General features: G+C 69.6%; 17 protein-coding genes and 1 pseudogene. 11 read left to right on the forward strand and 7 right to left on the reverse strand.

Going from position 1 to position 18995, the window contains the following annotated elements; genetic code table 11:
• Window positions 1–504: 504 nt before the first annotated feature.
• Window positions 505–1212, reverse strand: a complete 708-nt coding sequence (locus tag WMF39_RS12210; RefSeq protein WP_437747969.1) for an amidase family protein — start codon at window positions 1210–1212, stop codon at window positions 505–507.
• A gap of 27 nt (window positions 1213–1239) precedes the next feature.
• Window positions 1240–1569: pseudogene (locus WMF39_RS12215) on the reverse strand (amidase family protein); the annotation flags it as partial.
• Window positions 1570–1970: 401 nt separating this feature from the next.
• Here WMF39_RS12215 and WMF39_RS12220 point away from each other — a divergent pair.
• Window positions 1971–2600, forward strand: a complete 630-nt coding sequence (locus WMF39_RS12220) for an MEDS domain-containing protein (protein WP_437745705.1) — start codon at window positions 1971–1973, stop codon at window positions 2598–2600.
• A gap of 40 nt (window positions 2601–2640) precedes the next feature.
• Window positions 2641–3594: an MBL fold metallo-hydrolase gene (locus WMF39_RS12225; RefSeq protein ID WP_437745706.1), complete on the forward strand. Its 954-nt coding sequence runs from the start codon at window positions 2641–2643 to the stop codon at window positions 3592–3594.
• Window positions 3595–3596: 2 nt separating this feature from the next.
• Here the strand turns inward: WMF39_RS12225 and WMF39_RS12230 are convergent, their stop codons facing one another.
• The 3 genes from WMF39_RS12230 to WMF39_RS12240 all read right to left on the reverse strand — a co-directional run bounded on the left by WMF39_RS12230 (window position 3597) and on the right by WMF39_RS12240 (window position 7421).
• Entirely contained in the window at window positions 3597–4157 is a 561-nt protein-coding gene (locus WMF39_RS12230; RefSeq protein WP_437745707.1) for a pyridoxamine 5'-phosphate oxidase family protein, read from the reverse strand.
• Window positions 4158–4390: 233 nt separating this feature from the next.
• A complete protein-coding gene (locus WMF39_RS12235) occupies window positions 4391–5866 on the reverse strand; it encodes an RICIN domain-containing protein (RefSeq protein WP_437745708.1) in 1476 nt (491 codons plus the stop codon).
• Between the two features lie 595 nt (window positions 5867–6461).
• Window positions 6462–7421, reverse strand: a complete 960-nt coding sequence (locus tag WMF39_RS12240) for a LysR family transcriptional regulator (protein WP_437745709.1) — start codon at window positions 7419–7421, stop codon at window positions 6462–6464.
• Between WMF39_RS12240 and WMF39_RS12245 the strand changes: the two genes are divergently transcribed.
• The 9 genes from WMF39_RS12245 (at window position 7420) to WMF39_RS12285 (ending at window position 17085) form a co-directional block, all read left to right on the forward strand.
• Window positions 7420–8415 (forward strand): DMT family transporter, encoded by a 996-nt coding sequence (locus WMF39_RS12245; RefSeq protein WP_437745710.1) that lies wholly within the window; start codon window positions 7420–7422, stop codon window positions 8413–8415. The two genes, WMF39_RS12240 and WMF39_RS12245, sit on opposite strands and share 2 nt — an antisense overlap.
• Complete coding sequence (locus WMF39_RS12250; RefSeq protein ID WP_437745711.1) at window positions 8412–9386, forward strand: quinone oxidoreductase family protein; 975 nt, start codon at window positions 8412–8414, stop codon at window positions 9384–9386. Before WMF39_RS12245 ends, WMF39_RS12250 begins: the two co-directional genes overlap by 4 nt.
• A gap of 101 nt (window positions 9387–9487) precedes the next feature.
• Window positions 9488–10729 carry a methyltransferase gene (locus tag WMF39_RS12255; protein WP_437745712.1) on the forward strand — a complete coding sequence of 414 codons (1242 nt, stop codon included), beginning with the start codon at window positions 9488–9490 and terminating at the stop codon, window positions 10727–10729.
• Window positions 10730–10859: 130 nt separating this feature from the next.
• Complete coding sequence (locus tag WMF39_RS12260) at window positions 10860–11927, forward strand: ABC transporter substrate-binding protein (protein ID WP_437745713.1); 1068 nt, start codon at window positions 10860–10862, stop codon at window positions 11925–11927.
• Between the two features lie 118 nt (window positions 11928–12045).
• Window positions 12046–13185, forward strand: a complete 1140-nt coding sequence (gene ribB, locus WMF39_RS12265; RefSeq protein WP_437745714.1) for a 3,4-dihydroxy-2-butanone-4-phosphate synthase — start codon at window positions 12046–12048, stop codon at window positions 13183–13185.
• An 89-nt stretch (window positions 13186–13274) separates the two neighbouring features.
• A complete protein-coding gene (locus WMF39_RS12270) occupies window positions 13275–14426 on the forward strand; it encodes a hypothetical protein (protein WP_437745715.1) in 1152 nt (383 codons plus the stop codon).
• A gap of 61 nt (window positions 14427–14487) precedes the next feature.
• Window positions 14488–14913 (forward strand): bleomycin resistance protein, encoded by a 426-nt coding sequence (locus WMF39_RS12275; RefSeq protein ID WP_437745716.1) that lies wholly within the window; start codon window positions 14488–14490, stop codon window positions 14911–14913.
• A gap of 286 nt (window positions 14914–15199) precedes the next feature.
• On the forward strand, window positions 15200–15388 hold the full coding sequence (locus WMF39_RS12280) for a hypothetical protein (protein WP_437744284.1): 189 nt from the start codon (window positions 15200–15202) through the stop codon (window positions 15386–15388).
• A complete protein-coding gene (locus WMF39_RS12285; RefSeq protein WP_437745717.1) occupies window positions 15385–17085 on the forward strand; it encodes a recombinase family protein in 1701 nt (566 codons plus the stop codon). The genes WMF39_RS12280 and WMF39_RS12285 overlap by 4 nt, the downstream gene beginning before the upstream one ends.
• Window positions 17086–17170: 85 nt before the next feature.
• Here the strand turns inward: WMF39_RS12285 and WMF39_RS12290 are convergent, their stop codons facing one another.
• Window positions 17171–17545: a hypothetical protein gene (locus WMF39_RS12290; RefSeq protein ID WP_437745718.1), complete on the reverse strand. Its 375-nt coding sequence runs from the start codon at window positions 17543–17545 to the stop codon at window positions 17171–17173.
• Between the two features lie 228 nt (window positions 17546–17773).
• Window positions 17774–18934 (reverse strand): PAS domain-containing protein, encoded by a 1161-nt coding sequence (locus WMF39_RS12295; RefSeq protein ID WP_437745719.1) that lies wholly within the window; start codon window positions 18932–18934, stop codon window positions 17774–17776.
• Between the last annotated feature and the right edge of the window lie 61 nt (window positions 18935–18995).

Below are 18995 nucleotides of genomic sequence, written 5' to 3' on the forward strand. Positions count from 1 at the left end.
AGGCGCGGCCCCAGAAGTTGTGTGCGAAGGCGTTGGACCAGGGTGAGGATGGGCCGCGGTGGGAGCTCGGCTCACGGAGCGGGTGTTCTCCACCGCAGGCGCTCGTGGAGCGCCCTGTTCGCGCCGTCGTCCCGTGGGGAGCCCGTACGCGCCTCCACGTCGCTCGGCGGGTCTCCTTGAGCTGGCCGGTCTGCGCCGGGCGAGGCTCGTCGAGACATGGAGCTTCCGTTCGATTCTTCCAGGAGAGGTCGTCGACTCTTGCGTGGCTCGAGCCCTCGACGAGGCGGATATCATCGGCGCAGGAAATGGCTTTATTCGTACCACCTGCATCGCGACCCTTCGGCGTTGAAGAGCCGGCTGGAGGCATTGCTGAAGCGTACCGGCTAGCTTCGCATGACGCCGACGGGCGCTTCGCGCTCGCGGCCCCTGCCGACCCGGTGCGGGAGTGCGTTGCGCCACAAGGCGGACTGCCACACGCATCAAGTCACGGCCTCGCGCGACCGCTCAGCTCACGCGGAGCGGCGGCGCCCGCAGCGGGGCGCTCTCTCGCTCGAGCGCGAGCGCGGCGCGCTGCACCAGCGCTTCCTCGAAGTGGCGCCCCACGATCTGCAGCCCGAGCGGCAGGCCGGCGCTGGTCAGGCCCATCGGCACGCTGATCGCCGGCTGGCGCGTCAGGCTGAAGGGCGCGGCGAAGGAGGCGGGGAGCGCGCCGCCGTCGATCAGGGGCGCGGCCCCGGCCGACGTCGGCGTCACCAGCAGATCGAAGAGGCGGTGGAACGCGGCCATCGCCAGGGCCAGCTCCGCGCGCTGCCGCTCCGCCTCGAGGTACGACACGGCGCTCAGCGCCTCTCCCTGGGCTGCCGCGCTCTGGACCGTCGGATCGAGCAGCGCCCGCTGCTCCGGTCCGAGCTCCCGCACCGTGTGCGCGGCGCGCGCCGCGAACAGCGTCCGCAGCACGCCCCCCGGGTCGTCGAACGGCGGCGCCACCTCCTCCTCCTCGGCGCCGAGCCGCTGGAGGAGGGCGACCGCCGCGTCGAAGCAAACCCGCGTCTCCGCCGGCAGAGCGACGTACCCCAGCGTGGCGCTCACGCCGACCCGCACGCGGCGCAGGAAGCGTACGTCGGACGGGTCGAGCGCGCCGGACGGGTCGAGCGTGCCGGACGCGTCGAGCGCGTCGGGGGCGTCGACCGCGACGAGCGCGCCCAGGTGCAGCGCGTCCTCGCGCGGCGGCGGGGCCCGGAACGGATCGCGGTCGTCAGGACCGGAGAGGACCGAGGGGCTGTCGCCGAGGCCCTTCAGGCCGAACTCGGACGTCGTCGTCTTCCCGAAGAGCACCGCGCCGTGCTCCCGCAGCCGGGCGACGGCGGGCGCGTCCTCCGTCCAGGGGCCGGCCGCGTCCACGGTGCGCGAGCCCCGCCGGGTCGGCCAGCCGCGCGTGAGCAGGAGGTCCTTCACCGAGACAGGCACCCCGTCCAGGCGCCCCACCGGCTCGCCTCGATCCCAGCGCGCCTCGGACGCCCGCGCGGCCTCGAGGGCCCGCTCCTCGTCGAGGAGCGCGAACGCGTTGAGCGGGGCGCACACGGGAGCATGGGCGCGTTCGTGGGCTTTTTCCTCTCGAGCGCCGGCGCGCTGTTCATGATCGCCTGCGCTTTTGAATCCATCAGCTCGGGGCAGGCCCCACGCGCGTAGGTGTCCCGAGCTCGTGCAAAATCCGTTTTGACCGACTTCCCCTGGACGCTCGCGCCCATCGAGTAACTCGCTTCGAGGCGTTGTCCCCCGACGAGCTCGCTTCTTTCACTCGCTTCTTTCATGAACCCGGTCAGCCCGGATCGTCGCCAGGCGGACACAGCGTCAATCCAGGGACGAACTCCGGGAATGACGCTGTACCACGATGGGTCGACGCGGACGGGACGAGGTGGTAGACGTGCGAGCTCTAGGAGCGCAACATGGCCCCGACACGTACGCGAAAAGTGAGCCTCTGCGGCAAGGAGCTGCATGGCCTGCAGCACATCTGCGCGTTCTTCGATTCGCGCAAGGAGATGTACGACGTCCTCAATCCGTACTTCCGCGAAGGAATCGATATCGGCGACGAGGTGGTGACCATCTTCGAGTCGAGCGCGCATGACGACCATGTGGATCGGATGCAAAAGGGCGGCGTGCCCGTGCAGGATGCGATTCAGCGTGGCCAGCTCAAGGTCGTGCCTTCCGAGCAGACGTACATCCAGGACAACGTGTTCGTCGCGGACCGCATGTACTCGACCCTCGAGGGCGTGCTCGAGGGCGCGGCCAAAGGCGAGTTCAAGTCCGTTCGCACCTGCGGCGACATGGAATGGGCGCTGAAGAACCTGCCGGGCACCGAGGACCTGATGGTCTACGAAGCAAAGGTGAACACGCTGGCGCCCAAGCACGACTGCACGCTTCTTTGCTGCTACGACGTCAATCGCTTCAGCGGCCGGGTGATCGCCGATGTGCTCGCCACGCACTCGCACGTGATCATCGGCGGCCACGTGCACGAGAATCCGTACTACCTCGACCCGGTGACGTTCCTGAGGAAGCTCGCGTTGCGGCGGGCGCCTGTGTCTCTCGCGAACGCGGGCTGACCCGCTACGCCGCCTCGCTCCTCGTGGTATACCGCCGGGTGTGGGACGCTTCGATCATCTTGCCACCACGCCCGCGCGCGGCGCGGCCGACGTCCTCAAGTGGAAGCTCGGCGCCCGCGAGAAGGCCGTCGCCGACGGCTTCGTCACGCCGCACCGCGCGTACGACCGCTCGCTCGTCGAGAGCGGCCGCGCCTCGCTCACGTGGATTGGCCACGCGTCGTTCCTGCTCGTGCTGGGCGGCCTGCGCATCCTGATCGATCCCATCCTCGCGACAGGCCTCGGCACCACGAAGCGGCTCGCCCCGGCGGGCATCCCGCTCGAGGACCTCACCGAGATCGATCTGGTGCTGATCACGCACAACCACCGCGATCACCTCGACACGCGGACGCTGTCGCGCATCCTCGCGGCGCACGCCGTGCACCCGGGCAAGCTCGGCAAGAAGAACGCGCCGCTCCGGCCCCGCTTCGTGGTGCCGCAGGGCAACGGCGCGCTCCTCGCGAAGCTGGGCGCGGGCGCGATCGACGAGCTCGCGTGGTGGCAGTCTGTCCACGTCGGCCAGGTCGAGATCACGCTCGTGCCCGCGCGGCACTGGTCGATGCGCATGCCCTGGGACAGGAACGAGGCGCTCTGGGGCGGCTTCGTGATCCGCGGCCCCGAGGGCGCCGCGTACCACTCGGGCGACACCGGCTTCTTCGACGGCTTCGCCGAGATCGGCGAGCGCAGCGGCGGCTCCATCGACTGGGCCATGTTGCCCATCGGCGCCTACGCCCCGCGCTGGTTCATGGAGCCGCAGCACATGGGACCGGAAGAGGCCGTGAAGGCCTCCGAGCTGCTCGGCGCGCGCACCTTCGTCGCGATGCACTGGGGCACGTACAAGCTCACCGACGAGCCGATCGGCGAGCCGCCGGTCCGCGCGCGCGAGGCCTTCCTGAAGGGCCGTGGCGACCTGGAGCGCCTCTGGATCCTCGACGTCGGCGAGACCCGCGGGCTCTGAGATCACTCACCTCCTGACGGCGGGGGCAGGCCCGGCAGGCCGTCGATGCTCGTCGTGTTCTTCTCCAGCCGATAGCGCGAGAGGCCCTCTGGCCCCTTGCGCTTCGCCCATTTCGACAGCGTGTCCCGCTCGCCCTCGTAGGCCATGCGCGGCACGGCGTAACCGCACGACGTGGCGATGCGCTCGAGCGCGACGCGGATCACCGATCGGACGCCCTGGAACGGCGGGAAGAGGTCCGCCAGCGCGCCGAAGCGCGGGTCGCAGGGGAAGATGGGCTCGCCGCGGCCCTGGAGGCGCAGGATGCGGGGTGGGCCGTCGAACGCGCAGAACATCAGCGTGATGCGGCCGTTGTCGCGCAGGTGCGCGATGGTCTCGACGCCGCTGCCGGTCAGGTCGAGGTAGGCCACGGTTCGCGGGTCGAGCACTCGGAAGGTGTCGTGCCCCTTCGGCGACAGGTTGACGTGCCCGCCGCTGCCCGAGGGGGCGGAGGCCACGAAGAAGAGGCGCTGCTCGGCCAGGAAGCCGATGAGGTCGTCGTCCAGCTCGGAGAAGGTTCGTCCCATGGATCCTCGTGGGCGGCGGGCAAGCGCCGGGGCGCTGCTCTGCGCGCGACGGCGCAGCGCCATGGCGTGCTGCCGCGCTGCGCGGTGTTTGTTGTAGGGGCGGCGCGGCGGTGAGGGGAGGGGGGGAACCGAAAGGACCGTCCTTCTCACCGGAGCCGAAGGCGGAGGACCATCCGACAGCGCGTGTGCGACCGTCAGCTACCGGACTGGCGCGGCCCCTGCGATGCGTCACATCAGAGGCTCAGCGCTTGCCCGGAGTGATGGTTCACGATGGCATAGTAGTCGCCCTCGACGTGGCGGATGTCCCAGAGCTGGGCAGGCGCGCCGGCCACCGCGTCCTGGAGCACCGCGTACGTCTTACCGTCCTCGCCGAATGCGTAGTCGAGGACCTGTCCGGTCGGCGGCCACCGGAGCACATAGCGATCGAGGGACGGGTGCTTCTCGAGGAGCCATACCTGCCCCTTCGCGGACCACGTGTATGGGTCGACGATGGCTATCCACGCGGAACGGATGTGGGCCGACCCGCTGTGATCGAGCGCCATGCCAGTGGCCCGACTGACGATCATGGTTCCCGCTTTGCTCGCGGCCAGGCTGGTCGGCGCTCGCGACGGAGAGCTGCCGATCGGGTCGAAGAACCATTGCTGTGCCGTCGAGCTCGGGTTGCTCCCGACCATCAGCGCGGGCGCGCGTTCGGACATCGCAACGGGCGGCGGGGAGATGCCGCCACCGCTGCACGCCCAGAATCCACCGGGGATCAGCGCTCTGCCGATCGGCGTGCTCAGCATCGGGCAATTCTGGTACTCGATCCCTCCCATTCTTTGCACTGAACCGTCCCGTACGCGGTACACGAACGCCGCGGCGTTCACGAACCTGGAGACGAAGAAGGTGTCGTGCGCTTGAGCGGGCGCCGTGCATACCCAAAAAGCTTCCTCCGTTGAATGCACTCCGAGTCCGATCTGCACCTGGCCCTCTGGGCAGGTCTTCCATGGTACGACCTCCGAGCGAGGGTTGTCGGATCCATCCATCGCGTAGATCGCGTTGCTGCGGTCGCTTCGCGTGATGCCGATCCAGACCGGGACCAGACCGAACTTGTCTTCGAGCTGGTAAAGAAGCTGGTGCTTCTTGCCGGGCTCGCCGATATAGCGCAGACGCGCATACACGGAAACGTCTATCCATGCCCCTTTCCGGTCCGCACAGCTCCCCCAGGGCGTGGCGGAGACGGTACCTACGAACGTGTTGTGGCTCGCCTCGTAAAATTGCCGTTCGGACGAGTGCTGGTTGTAGCGCTCGCGGAGCTTGGCCTCCGCGTCGAAATTGCGCCACTTCACGGCCAGATCGATCGCCGTGTCATAGGCTTCCGTGAGCTCGGATTCGAGGATCAGTCGCGAGCCGCCGGCGAGCGTCTTAGGTACGAAGGAGCCGTGATTGTCATTGAATTTCTCCGTTTTGGTTTCCACGATGACCCAGCCCGGCGGCGGGTTGTATGTGCACGTGTTCTCCTTCGTTTTATGCTCGCAGAGCCCCGACCAGACAGCGGTGACCTTCAGGTGGTCGCAGGCTGTCGCCCATTCCTCTTGCCCGTACTCAGGCGTCGTGGCCGCGAACGCTGCTACCTCGGTCGCCTCGGCGTCCGCTTGGCGGGCGGCGTCGCACGCGGCCATGGACGCTGCGAGCGTGATCAGAAGCGCGCCTTTGATAGCTGTCATCATCGCGTCCCTCCCCAAGGTCTGCGCGCAGGCGACGATTCGCTGGGTCTCTACCATGCACGTCGAGGCAGGGGCCGTGCGCAGCGCGTTTGCACGGGGGAACATGGGGCATAGGTCGAGCACGTCAACAGTCGACACATCAGGGGATCGCGCGTACTCTCCTGTATGCCACCGCCGTGTCATCTGCAGGCGAGTTACCGTATGCGAGTCCGCCGGATTCTCTAGAGCGGGTGCGGGCCGGGCTTGGTGCGAACGCCGGAGGGCCTGATGCGTAGACGGGTCACTAAAGGGGCTCATCGGAGCGCAAGGGTGAAGGAAGTCCAAACATTTCAGAAACGTCAAGGGGGACCCCTCGGACCAAGCCCTCCCTTCCGTGGGGTCGCGCGCTCGGCATTCCGGAGCTTCCAGCAGGAGACCAATCCGCCCGAAAATCACCCTGGCCACCGAGCGCTCAGTTACAGCAGCTGAACGACGCGTCCCGCCGTCACAGGCGGTGCAGAAGAGCGCATCGACCTGATAGGTCGGCCGCAAAAGCTGTTCCCATGGAAACAGGCGCCGGTACGATCGGGACGGCGGGGAGGGCTTCTTCGGTCGCCTTTCACTCACGCGCCGGGCGAGCCCGCGGACGCCCCGCCGGTTTCCGGCCCGGAGCGCGCGGGTGGTGGGCGACCAGCGTCTCGACGAAGGCCGAGAGCGCCGGTTCGGCTTCTCCGACCCGGGTCGCGATCTGCCACTCGAGGGCGAGCCCGCGCTTGCCGAGCCGCACCGCCCCGAGCGCGCCGCTCGCCGCGAGCGGCGTCGCTGCCCAGCGGGGGACGAGGGCCAGCCCGAGGTTCGCGCGCGCCATCTCCACGGCGACGCCCGAGGCCGGCGGCACCGGGGTGAGCTTCCTCGGCCCGGCCACCCCCGCGAGGGCCAGCGCACGGCCGAGGACCGTCCGCGGATCGAGCGCTCGCGCATCCGACCACAGGTGCTCGTGCGCCAGCGCCTCGAGCGGAACCCAGGCTCGACCGAAGAGGGGGTGCTCCGAGCCCACGAGCGCCACGAGCTCGTCGCGGAAGAGGCGCCGGTAAGCGAGCCCGCGCGCTCGCGGCGTGTCGCCGGTCACGAGCGCGACGTCGAGCTTGCGCGCGAGCAGCGCCTCGCTGGGAGCGTCGGCCGAATCCGCGACGACGGTGACCTCCACGTCGGGAAAGCGCTCGGTGAACGCGCGGAGGACTCCCGGCAGCCACGCATACGACTGGTGGCACGACGTCGCCAGGCGCAGCACGCCCGTCGTCCCGCTCATGAGCCGTCGCGCTTCGCTCTCGGCGCGCGACAGATCGGCGAGCGCCGCGCGCGCCGCGTCGGTCAGGCGCCGTCCAGCGGCGGTGGCGACGAGGCGCCGCCACTGCCGCAGAAAGAGCGGACCACCCAGGCGATCCTCGAGCTCGCGCAGCTGCTGGCTCAGCGCGGACGGCGAGACGTGGAGCTTGCGCGAGGCGGCGTGCAGGCTGCCCGCCGCGTCCAGCGCGACGAGCAAGAGGAGGTGGCGGCTCTCGACGGCGAGCTCGGTCATGCGTGAAGCATCGCTTAACAATGAGGTCAAAACAAGTCGCTGGTCTAATCCGATGGCCATCGCCAAGCTCGCTTCCGTGAGCTCGATGAGGGAGCATGAAACCATCAAGGGCCTCGTCGCCGTCATCGCGGCGGCGTCTGCCTGGGGCACCGTCCCGCTGTTCGTGAAGCACGCGGAGCGCTCCGCGGCGCTGTCGCCGTTCTTCGAGAGCTTTGCGCTGATGGCGGGCATGACGCTGGCGTCGGCGCCGCTCGCGCTAGGCGTGCGACGAAGCGGACGCTTGCCGGTGCGGGCGCTCCTCGCGGTCGGCGCCTGCGAGGCCCTGAACGTCGCCTGCCTGTTGCTCGCCTTGCGGAGCACGAGCGTCGCGGTCGCGATGACCGCGCACCACCTGGCGCCGATCCTGGTCGCCCTCGCGGCGGGGGCGCTGCTCGGCGAGCGCCTGCGGGGGCGGGTCCTCTGGGCTTCGAGCGCGAGCTTGCTCGGGCTCGCGCTGATGCTGAGCCCCTGGTCCTCCGCGCCGTCGCTCAGCGGCGGGCTCTTCGGGCTCGCGAGCGCGGTGTTCCTCGCGTCCAACGTGCTGCTCAGCAAGCGCCTGACGCGCGATCTCTCGGGCGCCGAGCTCCTGTTCTTCCGCTCGCTGTTCGCGCTGCCCTTGCTGGCGCTGCTCTCTCCGCGAAGCACCTGGACGAGCCCGGACGTCGCGTCGGCGCTCTGGCTGGTCGTCGCCGGCGCGGGACCGGGCGTGCTCGGGGGGCTCTTGTTTCTGTGGGGCCTGTCGCGCGTCAGCGCGGGCAAGGCCGCGACGCTCACCCTGCTCGAGCCGCTCGTCGCGATCGCGCTCTCGCTCGCGCTGCTCGGTGAACGACCGACGGGCGCCGCGCTCGCGGGCGGGCTCTTGATCCTCGCCTCTGCCGCCGCCGTGCTGCTCGAGCCGCCCGCGCCGCCGGCGCAAAACACCGAAATCGTCGCCGACCGGGAGATCCGATCATGAAAGCGATTCGACTCGTGCGCTTCGGCGCCCCCCACGTGCTCGAGCTCCACGATCTCGCGGTGCCGACGCCTTCTTCTGGCGAGGTGCTCGTTCGAGTTCGCTTCGCAGGGGTGAATTTCGCGGACGTCACGTTACGACGCGCGGCGCACCCCTGGCCAGACCCGCCGCCGCTGACCCCAGGCTTCGAAGCGTCCGGCGTCGTCGCTGCCGTGGGGGAGGGCGTGACAGAGACGCGACCCGGCGAGCGCGTGGCCACGCTGCACTTCGGCCTGGGGGCCTACGCGGAGTATCAGCTGGTCCCGGCGTCGCAGGTGATCCCGCTGCCCGCGGACGTCAGCTTCGAGAGCGCGACGGCCTTGATGCTCCAGGGCCTGACCGCCCACGTCTTGACGTTCGAGAATCCCAGGTTCGCTGCGGGGCAGGTGGCTTTGATCCACGCCGCGGCGGGCGGCATGGGGCGGCTGCTCACGCAATGGCTCAAGCGCCGCGGCGCTACCGTGATAGGCACGGTGTCGACGCCCGAGAAGGCGAGGCTCGCGGCCGCGGCGGGCGCGGACCACGTGATCGACTACCGGGCGCGCGACTTCGCCGAGGAGACCTTGCGGCTCACGCAGGGCAGGGGCGCTGACTACATCATCGACGGCGTGGGCTCGGCGACGTTCGAGAGAAACCTGGAGGCGGTCGCGCCGCGCGGCCACATCGCCTTCTACGGTTTCGCGAGCGGAGCACCGGACGCGCTCGATCTCCGGCGCTTGATGGCGAAGTCGGTCAGCGTGAGCGGCGAGAACGTCGCTGGGTATGTGAGAACGCGCGAAGAGCTCTCGCGCCGGGCGAGCGCGGTCTTCGACGCCCACCGCGAAGGCACCCTCATGCCGCGGATCGAGCGCATCCTGCCGCTCGCGCGGGCGGCCGAAGCACACGAGCTCCTCGAGAGCCGCGCCACGGCCGGCAAGGTGCTGCTCGAGATCTGAGCCAAGCTCAGGCCGTCGGGCTCGCCGCCAGGCCATGCGTCCGAGGCGCCTTCCTGGCGCGGCGCGGATCCGGTAGTCCTCGCCACGCCTCCGGCTCTCGCATGCCCCCGTCGATCAGGCCTCCCTCCGTCGCCCAGCGCCTCGCGCGCGCCCTCGAGGTGCTCGTGCCGGCGCTCGACATCGTCGAGGCCCGCGTCGACGAGGGCGCGCCGCCGGCCTGGTGCGAGGCGCGGGGCTGGACGGGCTTCCTGCTGGCGCTCTCCGATGCCGAGCTCGCCCGCTGCGAGGCCGAGGGGCTCGCCGCGTGCATCGACGGCCTCGATCGCCCGCCCCCGAGTCTCGTGGCCCTGGCGCGGGCCGCGGACGAGGCCGCGAGGCTGCCGCGGCGACCGGTCCAGCCGCTCCCGCCGGCGTCGCTGGACGAGCTCCGGGCGGTGCCCGCGCGCAAGCGGCTCCAGCTCGAGGCCCTGCTCGGCGCGGTGGCGCCCATGGCCGCCCGCGCCCGCCGCCTCGTCGACGTGGGGGCGGGGCACGGCCACTTCACCCGCCTTGCCGCTGCGCGCTTCGACCGCGATGCGCTCGGCCTGGAGCGCGAGCCCGACCGCGTGGCCACGGCCTCCGCGCTGGCCGCCGGGGGGCGGGCGCGCTTCGTGGCGTTCGACGCCTTCGAGCAGGCGCTGGCGTTCGCTCCGGACGACCTGCCGGTCGGCCTTCACGCCTGCGGCGAGCTCGGGGACCGCATGGTGACGGCGGCGGTCGAGGCGCCCTGCGACCTGGCGCTCGTCTCGTGCTGCCTGCAGAAGATCGGCGCGCCGGCCCGCGCCCCGCTCTCGGCCGCGGCCAGGGCGGCGGGGCTCGTCCTGAAGCGCGAGGCGCTGGGGCTCACCAACCTGACGGCGCGCCCGGCGGGGGTCGAGGCCAGCCTGGACGAGGAGCTTCTGGCCCGCGAGCGGCGGCACGCGCTGCTGTCGCTGCTCCGCGGCCGCGGGCTCGACGTCGCCCTGGGCGAGGAGATGCGCGGGATCAACCGGCGGCGCGCGCACGGCGGGCTGCGCGAGCTCGCGGCGAGGGCGCTCGCGCTGCGGGGCCTCGGCCCGGCGACCGAGGCCGAGCTCCGCGAGCGCGAGGTCGCGGCGCGCGCGGCGTTCGGCCAGATGCGCCGGCTCACGCTGCCGCGCGCGCTCCTGGCCCGGCTCACGGAGGTCGCGGTCGCGCTGGATCGCGCGATGGTCCTCGGCGAGCGAGGGCACGAGGTCGAGGCGGCCATCGTGTTCGAGCCCGAGGTGACGCCGAGGAACGTCGCGATTTTCGCGAGCGCCCGGCCGGGAGGGCTCGGCGGCTGACGCGGCCCCGCGGTGGGCCGCTCGCCAGCAGCCCTGCGGATCGGGTGCTTCCCTGGCAACAGCGCCGCTTGGCAGACCCTTGATTCCAAGGGTTTCATGGAATGGCACGCACGGTGCACATCACGGCGCCATGCAAAGACGTCAGTTCTTGGGAGGCGCCGCTGCAGCGGTGTCGGCAGCGCTTCTGGCAGGCAGGGCCCGGGCCGCCGGGCCCAGCGTGATCCGCGTCGGGGTGCCCGGTGTCGGCGTGGGCAATCGCCCCGTCACCGGAGGAAGCTTCTTCTCCCTCTTGCACCTCCAGGGGACCCTGGCCGAGGAGTTCAAGAAGGACGGCATCGAGGTGAAGTGGAACTTCTTCCGCGGCGCCGGCCCCGCCGTGAACGAGGCGGTCGCGAACAACCTGCTCGACATCTGGACCCACGGTCACCTGCCTTCCGTCGTCGGTCGGGCGAGCGGCCTCAAGACGCGGCTCCTGGCCAGCGCCAGCCGGCGCGGACACGCCTACCTCGTGGTGCCCGCCGACTCGCCGATCACCGGCGTCCGGGATCTGCGCGGCAAGAAGGTGGCCTTCCAGAAGGGCACGGCCTCGCAGCTGTCCGCGAACCGGATCCTCGAGGGCCACGGGCTGAGCGAGAAGGACATCCGGTCCATCAGCATGGATGCCTCCACCGCGAAGGCGGCGATCGCCACGAAGGACATCGACGCGGTGTTCGGCGGCACGGACTACCTCTCGCTGCGCGACCAGGGGATCGCGAAGATCGTCTACACGACGAAGGGGGATTCCCCGACCTACCCGAGCAATTCAGGCATCATCGCGCGGGAGGACTTCATCAACGAATACCCCGACGTCGTGCAGAAGATCATCACGCTCGCGGTGAAGTCAGCGGCGTGGGTCGCGGACGAGAAGAACCGCACGCAGGCCTTCCAGCTCTGGTCGAAGTCGGGCACGCCCTTCGCGAACTACAAGGAAGCGCAGCAGGGCGAGGACATGAAGCAGAACGCCAGCCCGCTGCTCGACGAGTACGCCATCGCCCGGTACAAGTCGGCGGTCGCCGACTCGAAGAAATATGGCCTGATCAGGAGCACGTTCGAGGTCGAGCCCTGGACCGATCGGCGCTTCCTCAACCGGGCGCTGAAGGACGTCGGACTCGAGCGCTTCTGGGCCGAGTGGGACGCGAACGGCAAGCCGAAGGGCTGACGGCCTGGGGGCGCGGGCCGCGTGGTGCGGCCCGCCCCGCCAGCGCGCCAACCGGGGCCGATCTGGAAGAGATCGATCGACTGGCGCCGCTCCCGGCCCGCTGAGCGAAGAGGAATCCATGGCCGTTTCGACATCCACGTTGCGTGTTCAGGCTGCCGTCGAGCAGCTCCGGTCCGGTGGCATGGTGATCCTCGTCGACGACGAGGCGCGCGAGGACGAGGGAGATCTCGTCGTCCTGGCAGAACATGCGACGCCGGCCGCCATCAATTTCATGGCGACCCACGGCCGGGGGCTGATCTGCCTCGCCCTCACCGAGGACCAGGTGGACCGCCTCGGGCTGCCGCTCATGGCGACCCGGCCCGGCGCGCGCCGGTCGACGGCGTTCACGGTGAGCATCGAGGCGCGCGAGGGCGTCACGACCGGCATCAGCGCCCGCGACCGGGCGCGCACGGTTGCGGCCGCGATCGCGCCGGACGCGTCGCCGCGAGACGTTGTGTCGCCAGGGCACGTGTTCCCGCTGCGGGCGCGCCGAGACGGGGTGTTCGAGCGCGAGGGGCACACCGAGGGCGCGGTCGACCTGGCGCGGCTCGCCGGGGCGCTGCCGGCCGCCGTCATCTGCGAGATCCTGAATGACGACGGGACGATGGCGCGCCGCCGGGACCTCGCGCGCTTCGCGGCGCGACAGGGGCTGCCGCTCGTCTCCATCGACGACCTCCTCCGCCACCGGGTGCGGAGCGAGGACGTCGCCGCGCGCGTCCGGAGCGCCCCGTTCCGGCCCGCAGGCCTGAGCGGCGAGTGGCGGGCGCACACGTACACGATACGTCGCGAGAGGCAGCTGCTCCTCCTGACGCACGGCGCGCCGGCGCACGCCGGTGACACGGCCATCGTGTACACCCACCGCGCCGCGCTCGTCTCGGACCTCCTCGGCGACGCCCATCTGTTCGACGCCCTGCGAGACATCGAGGCTGCCGGCGCCGGCGCGGTCGTCTATGTGCCCCCGCCGGCCGAGCCGACCGCCGCGGGAGCCGACGTCACCATGGGGCTCGAGCTCGCCGTGGCTGCGCGCGAGCTCGTGGCGCTCGGGGTTCGCCGGGTGACGCTCCTCGACTCGAGGGCGCCCTGGCCCGACGGGCCGAAGAAGGAGATCGACCTCGAGACGGGCGAGCCTGTGACGCAGGTGGGGGGCCCCGGCGCGCCGCTGCCGCGGCGCGGGCGGGCAGGGGACGGCCTTTCGGGGGTCCCCGCCCTGCAGAGCTGAGGCGAGCGCGCCGCTGCGACGCGCGTGGAGCGCCGTCGCTCCTGAGATGGTACTGGCAGCCCCGCCTGAGCGTTTGGTACGCTCTCAGCATGCGGCTCCTCGCTCTGCAACATGTCGTCACGTTGCTGCTGGTGGCTACGTCCTTGATCCTCACCGCGTGCGCGGGCGGCGCACGCGCTCCACGCACGATGCCAGTTGCGCCGATCACCGCTACGGCGCCTCGCGGGATCGATGATCGCGCCCTCGGCGCGCCCGTCGACGCACATTTCCGCCCGCTGCAAGGCACCATCGGGCGGAGCCTCTTCGAGGATGCTGCGATAGCGCGGCTGCCGCAGAGCTACGTATCGCACGACATCGTCACCATGCGGGACACGGCCCAGCTGGAGGCGAACCTCGCCGCATGGTCGATCGTCGACGTGTCGCTCGGGTACGCCTCCGAGAATCGCTACGGCACCTACCGGGCTTTCCAGGTCGTTCGCGTCTCCTCGATCGACGATACGTCCGAGATGGAGGACCCGCCGATCGAGGCAGCGTTCTACATCGCGAAGGTCTACTGGGGCTATTCCTATGAGGCGGTCTTCGAGGGCGATCGGCGACAGTTCAACACAGCGGTGAGCGCTCGTCTGGCGACCTTCGAGGGCGGCGTGGACGCGTTTGCCGCATCGAGTGGGCTGAGACTACACTTCGTCGGAACAGGGCTCCGTCCAAGGAAACCGACAGCGATTTTCGCGCGTGGAGCGCAAGCTATCCTGAGCGCTTACGATACCGCGGCGGCGCCTAGCCCCATCTTCGTGGAGTATCGGGCGATTCCCGGCAGGTGGCGTCGGACGACATCGCCCATCCCGTTCGACGCCGCGCTGCGTATCACCGTGCGCTTCGAGAACGTACGCGTCATCGAGGACGGCACCTGGTTTTCAACGCCGTGGAACCTGTCGGCGAGGTGTCGCATGAGCAATGCCTACGGCAGTGAACCGGTCCCCCTGCTGGCGGGGGATGACGTAGACGGCGGGCAGACGTACAGCCTCAACAGAACGGTCGAGCTCATCGATGCACCGGGAGGAGCACTCGAGTGCACGGCCGAGGGATTCTACGCGGATGCGATCGGACATGGCAAGATCGCTCCCGGGCGTTCGCCGCCGGTGCAGCTCGTCGGCCCGGGCCAATTCCCCCTGAGGATTTCGGGTCATGGTGACGCGTCCTATGTGATCAACGCAAGCGTGGATGTCTCTCCGGTGAACTAGGCTCTGCCTGACGAGCTGCGGCGCGGCTCGAGCCACCGGTCGATTTCGCTTGGGAAGGACAATGAACGGGCAGAAGCTCATACCGGAGCTCGACGTGGCGGATCTCGGCGCCTCGCTCCGCTTCTACGTTGGCGTCATCGGCTGCACGCTGCGGTTCGAGAGGCCCGAGGAGAGATTTGCCTTCATCGACCTCGAGGGCGCGCAGCTCATGCTGCAGGAGGCGGCGGGGCCGGGTCGCAGGTTCCGCACCGCGCCGCTGGAGCATCCTTACGGACGCGGCGTCAATTTTCAGATCGAGGTTGCCGATGTCACGCCGCTGTACGAGCGCGTGCGCGCAGGCGGCTTCCAGATTGTGATCCCCTTCGAGGAGAGATGGTACCGCGAGGGCGATACGGAGCTCGGCAACCGCCAGTTCGTCGTCGCCGACCCCGACGGCTATCTCCTGCGATTCTTCACCGACCTGGGCCAGCGCCCTCTGCGCTCTTGATCGCTCCGTGCTCGCTGGTCGCCAGTTCGACCGGCGGAACTGGTTCCGCCTGTCAGAAATCCAGCCAGAGCTCTGTAGCGCGAACGAAGAGAGATTTTGACGCAAAGGCGGCACGGACTCAATCGACAAATTCCAGTGGCGGGTTTCGGTCGCCCGCTCGTCCTGTAGGTCGCCACGCGCTTGCCGAGCTCGGAAGCCTGGCGGCTGAGGCAGGGGGCGGTGGCTGAGCCGGGACGCATCACGTCGCCTGGCTTCTGCGCGTGGCGCGCCTGCTAGGCCGCGCGGCATGCGGCGCAGCAGACGCATCGAGGTCACCTTTGAGCCCACGCACCGGTCGGCGGAGCAGCTGAAGCTGGCCTACGCCATCGTGGTGCCGCCGACCCGGCGCGAGGTGCGTTCGGAGGTCGACGCGCTGGCGCGGCGACAGCCGACCGAGGTGCCTCGATCGCGTGGCAAGGGAGGGAAGGCTGCATGAAGAAGGTCGCGCTGTACGCGCGTGTTTCGTCGGATCGGCAGACCAGGCAGGCCACCGTCGACAGCCAGGTGGCGGCGCTGAAGGAGCGAGCCTTGGCCGACGGCCATCACGTCTTGCCGGCAGACGTGCACGTCGACGATGGGTGCAGCGGCGCAACGCTGATCAGGCCGGCGCTGGAGCGGCTTCGCGACCGCATCGCCGAGGGGGTGGTCGATGTGCTGTACGTCCACAGCCCCGACCGACTTGCGCGACGCTACGCCTACCAGGTGCTGCTGCTCGAAGAGTTCTCCGCGCGCGGCGTCTCGATCGTGTTTCTGCAAGGCGCGTCCGGGGTAAACGCGGAGGACCAGCTGCTGGTTCAGGTTCAGGGGATGCTCGCCGAGTACGAGCGAGCGCGGCTCGCGGAGCGATGCCGTCGCGGGAAGCTGCACCGGGCCAGACAAGGGATGGTCAACCCGCTGTCGACCGCTCCGTACGGCTACCGCTACGTGCGTCGCTCGGACGCCGAGCCGGCGCACTACGAGATCGTGCGGTCGGAGGCGAACGTCGTGCGCGCCATCTTCGACGCCTTCGTGCACCAGCAGACGCCTCTGCGGACGATCGCGCGCAGGCTCAACACGCAGCAGATCCCGACGCCCAGGGGTGGCTGTTGGAGAGGGTCAAGGTTGCACGAGCTGCTCCGCAATCCGGCCTACATGGGGCAAGCGGCCTACGGCAAGCGCGAGTCGGTTGAGTCGCGGCCGCTCCGGCCTCGCCGGAGCAAGCCCCGGATAGCGCGCGGCGGTGCAAGGACACATCGGCGAAGACCGGCCGACCAGTGGATCTCGATCCCGGTGCCGCCGATCGTGTCGGCCGAGGTCTTTACCGCCGCGGGCGAGCAGATGATGCGCAACAAGCAGCTGTCGCAGCGGCACGCGCGAGGGCAACGCTACTTGCTGCAGGGCCTCGTTGTCTGCGCGCGCTGTGGTTACGCCTTCTGCGGCCGGTCGGCCTCGAAGCCGTCGAGCTCCGTCATCTACCGCTACTATACCTGCACCAGTGTGCAAGCGGTGCGCCACGGAACTGCCCGTGCTTGCAACAACCCCTCGGTACGCGCCGAGATGCTGGACGCGCAGGTCTGGGATTCGGTGCGGCAGGTGCTGCAAGAGCCCGAACGACTCGAAGAGGAGTGGCTGCGCCGCAGTGCCGCCGATGGCGCTGCGGCTGATGCGCAGCTCGAGCGCGCTCAAGCCGAGCGATGGGTCGTCCACCACCAGCGCAGCCTCAAACGGCTGCTGGATGCCTACGAGGCAGGCGCGATCTGCTTGGAGGAGCTGCTGCCGCGCGCCGAGCGCCTACGCGAACAGATCCGAAGGGCAGAGCAGGCCGTCAAGGAAGCCGAGGACAGGCTCTCCCAGAACGCGGTCCTGAGCGCCGTGGTCACGCGGCTGCAAGACTTCGCCGAGCGCGTTGGGCGGGGTCTGGAGCACCTCGATTGGCAGGGGCGCCGTCAGTTGATCCGAACCCTGGTGGCACGGGTGGAGATCGACGAGGAGCAGGCGACGGTCGTGTACCGGTTGCCCTCGTCTGGCGGACGTCCGGGCGGCGGCCACGTGGATCCGAGCGCGCCGTCCAGCTCATCGGCCGGGTCCCCGGGTTGTCGATTGAGTCCGTGGCGCCAAGACGCCAAGGGCGCAAAGACGCAAAAATACAAATAATCTGCTCTTTTTTGCGACTTTGCGTCTTTGCATCTTTGCGTTGAAATCTCTCTCCGGATCCCTGGCTGGACCTCTGGCGGCGGAACTATGGATAGCTGACGGTGATCTCGGCGAGGAAGGTCCTGCCGTTCTGCCGGCTCGTGGCCGAGAGGTAGCTCTCCGCGGCCGGGTAGTCGCACCGCGTGTCCATCGCGTTGTAGATGCCGATCACATAGCGGCTGTGGAAGCGCTGGAGCTCCCCGGACACCGTGAGGTCCGCGACGATCGCGCCCGCTGTCTCGTCGGCCGAGCTGCGGCCGATGCGCCGGGGCGCCTCCAGGTTGATCCGGAGCCCGGCGGAGGCGAGCCGCTCCACCACCGGGACGACGCCGCGAAACGACGCGAGGTGCTCCGGCGCGTTGATCAGCCGCTCGCCGCGCCTGAGCTCGCCGCGCTGGTAGCCGTACGTCGCCGCGAGCATCCAGCCTTGCCGTCACTCATGGCGTCGCGCGCGGGCTGGCGAATGGCCATCACCGTCTAGCGTAATCGAGGTTGAGGAGCGCGATGACCATCGCCAGTCTGCGCGGGACCTGCCGCAGGGCGTTGGCCATCGTCGGCGCGTGGTGGGCCTCGACAGGCGATGGCCACGGAAGTTGCATCCTCGAACGCAAGGCACTGACCCGCCCGCTTGGCGCGCCCTGGCGCGACATCATCGCTGCTGCGGCGTGCTCGCCGCATGCTCCTTGTTCATCCCCCGGATGCAGTGCTGGAGCGCCGCCCGGAGGTTCCCGAAGGTGGCAATGTCGGCCAGATCGAGCCCGAGCGCCACGATGGTCTGTGCGACGTTCGACCGGATGCCCGTGACGACGCCCTCCGCGCCCAGGAGCCGGATGGCACGGACGAGCTCGATCAGGTAGCTCGCGGTCTTCGTGTCCACCACCTCGACGCCGGTGAGGTCGAGGATGGCGTAACGCGCGCGGGTACGCGTGATCGCGTCGAGCAGGACGTCCATCACATCCGCGGTCCTCGCGCTGTCCACCATCCCGACCATTGGCAGGGTGAGCACGCCGTCCCAGACCTGGATGATAGGAGTTGACAGGTCGCGGATGACCTGCTGCTGCCGCTCGACGAGGTCCAGCTGGTTCCGTAACTCCAGCTCCGTGTTCTTTGCGTCGGTGACGTCAAGCGAGAAGCCGACGACCCCGTGCACCTCGCCGTGCTCGCCTCGGATCGGTAGCTGCCAGTTCTCCCAGAACAGCCCGTGCGCCTGGGTGAGCGAGTGGTTCGGCTCGCCGGCGAGCGCCCGCCGCAGCACTTCAACCCCCTCGACGCTTTCCGCGTAGAGCTCGAACGCGTTCTTGCCGATGTGCTGGCCCTGCGCAAGCCCAGCCCGATCGAGCGCTTTGCCCTCGTGGAGCGTGAAGATGCCGGCGCGATTGACGGCCCAGAGGACGCTCGGCAGAGCCTGTGTGATCGTGTGTAGGATCCGCTCCTTCTCCTTGTTGAGGAGGCGCCTTTCGATCTGCTCCGTCACACGTTGCCCGAAGACCCCAACGCTGCTCACCTCGCCGCGCTCGTCGAGGAGGTGCTCGTAGCTCCACTCGAAGAGTGCCTCGTCGCCGCCCTTGCGGGCGTGGGCCCACACCCGCGGCACGGCGTCGTTCTCTCCGAGGAGCCGCCGCCAGGCGTCCGGGTCACCGTGTACGGGTAGCAGCTGATCCATGCGCTGGCCGAGTGCCTCTTCCCGCGCATAGCCGAGCAGCCGTCCAGCCGCCTCGTTCCAGTCCTCGATCGTGAGGTCGCGGCCATACTCGACGATCGCGAGCGGCGCCCGTTCAACGAGGCGCACTCGCTTGCTCGCAAGCTTCACGGCTTCGGTGTCTTGCTGCAATCCGGCAGAAACTTGCATACCAACGGAATTGAACCTGAAC

Source organism: Sorangium sp. So ce1504 (assembly GCF_051521635.1).
Classification (GTDB): domain Bacteria; phylum Myxococcota_A; class Polyangia; order Polyangiales; family Polyangiaceae; genus Sorangium; species Sorangium cellulosum_B.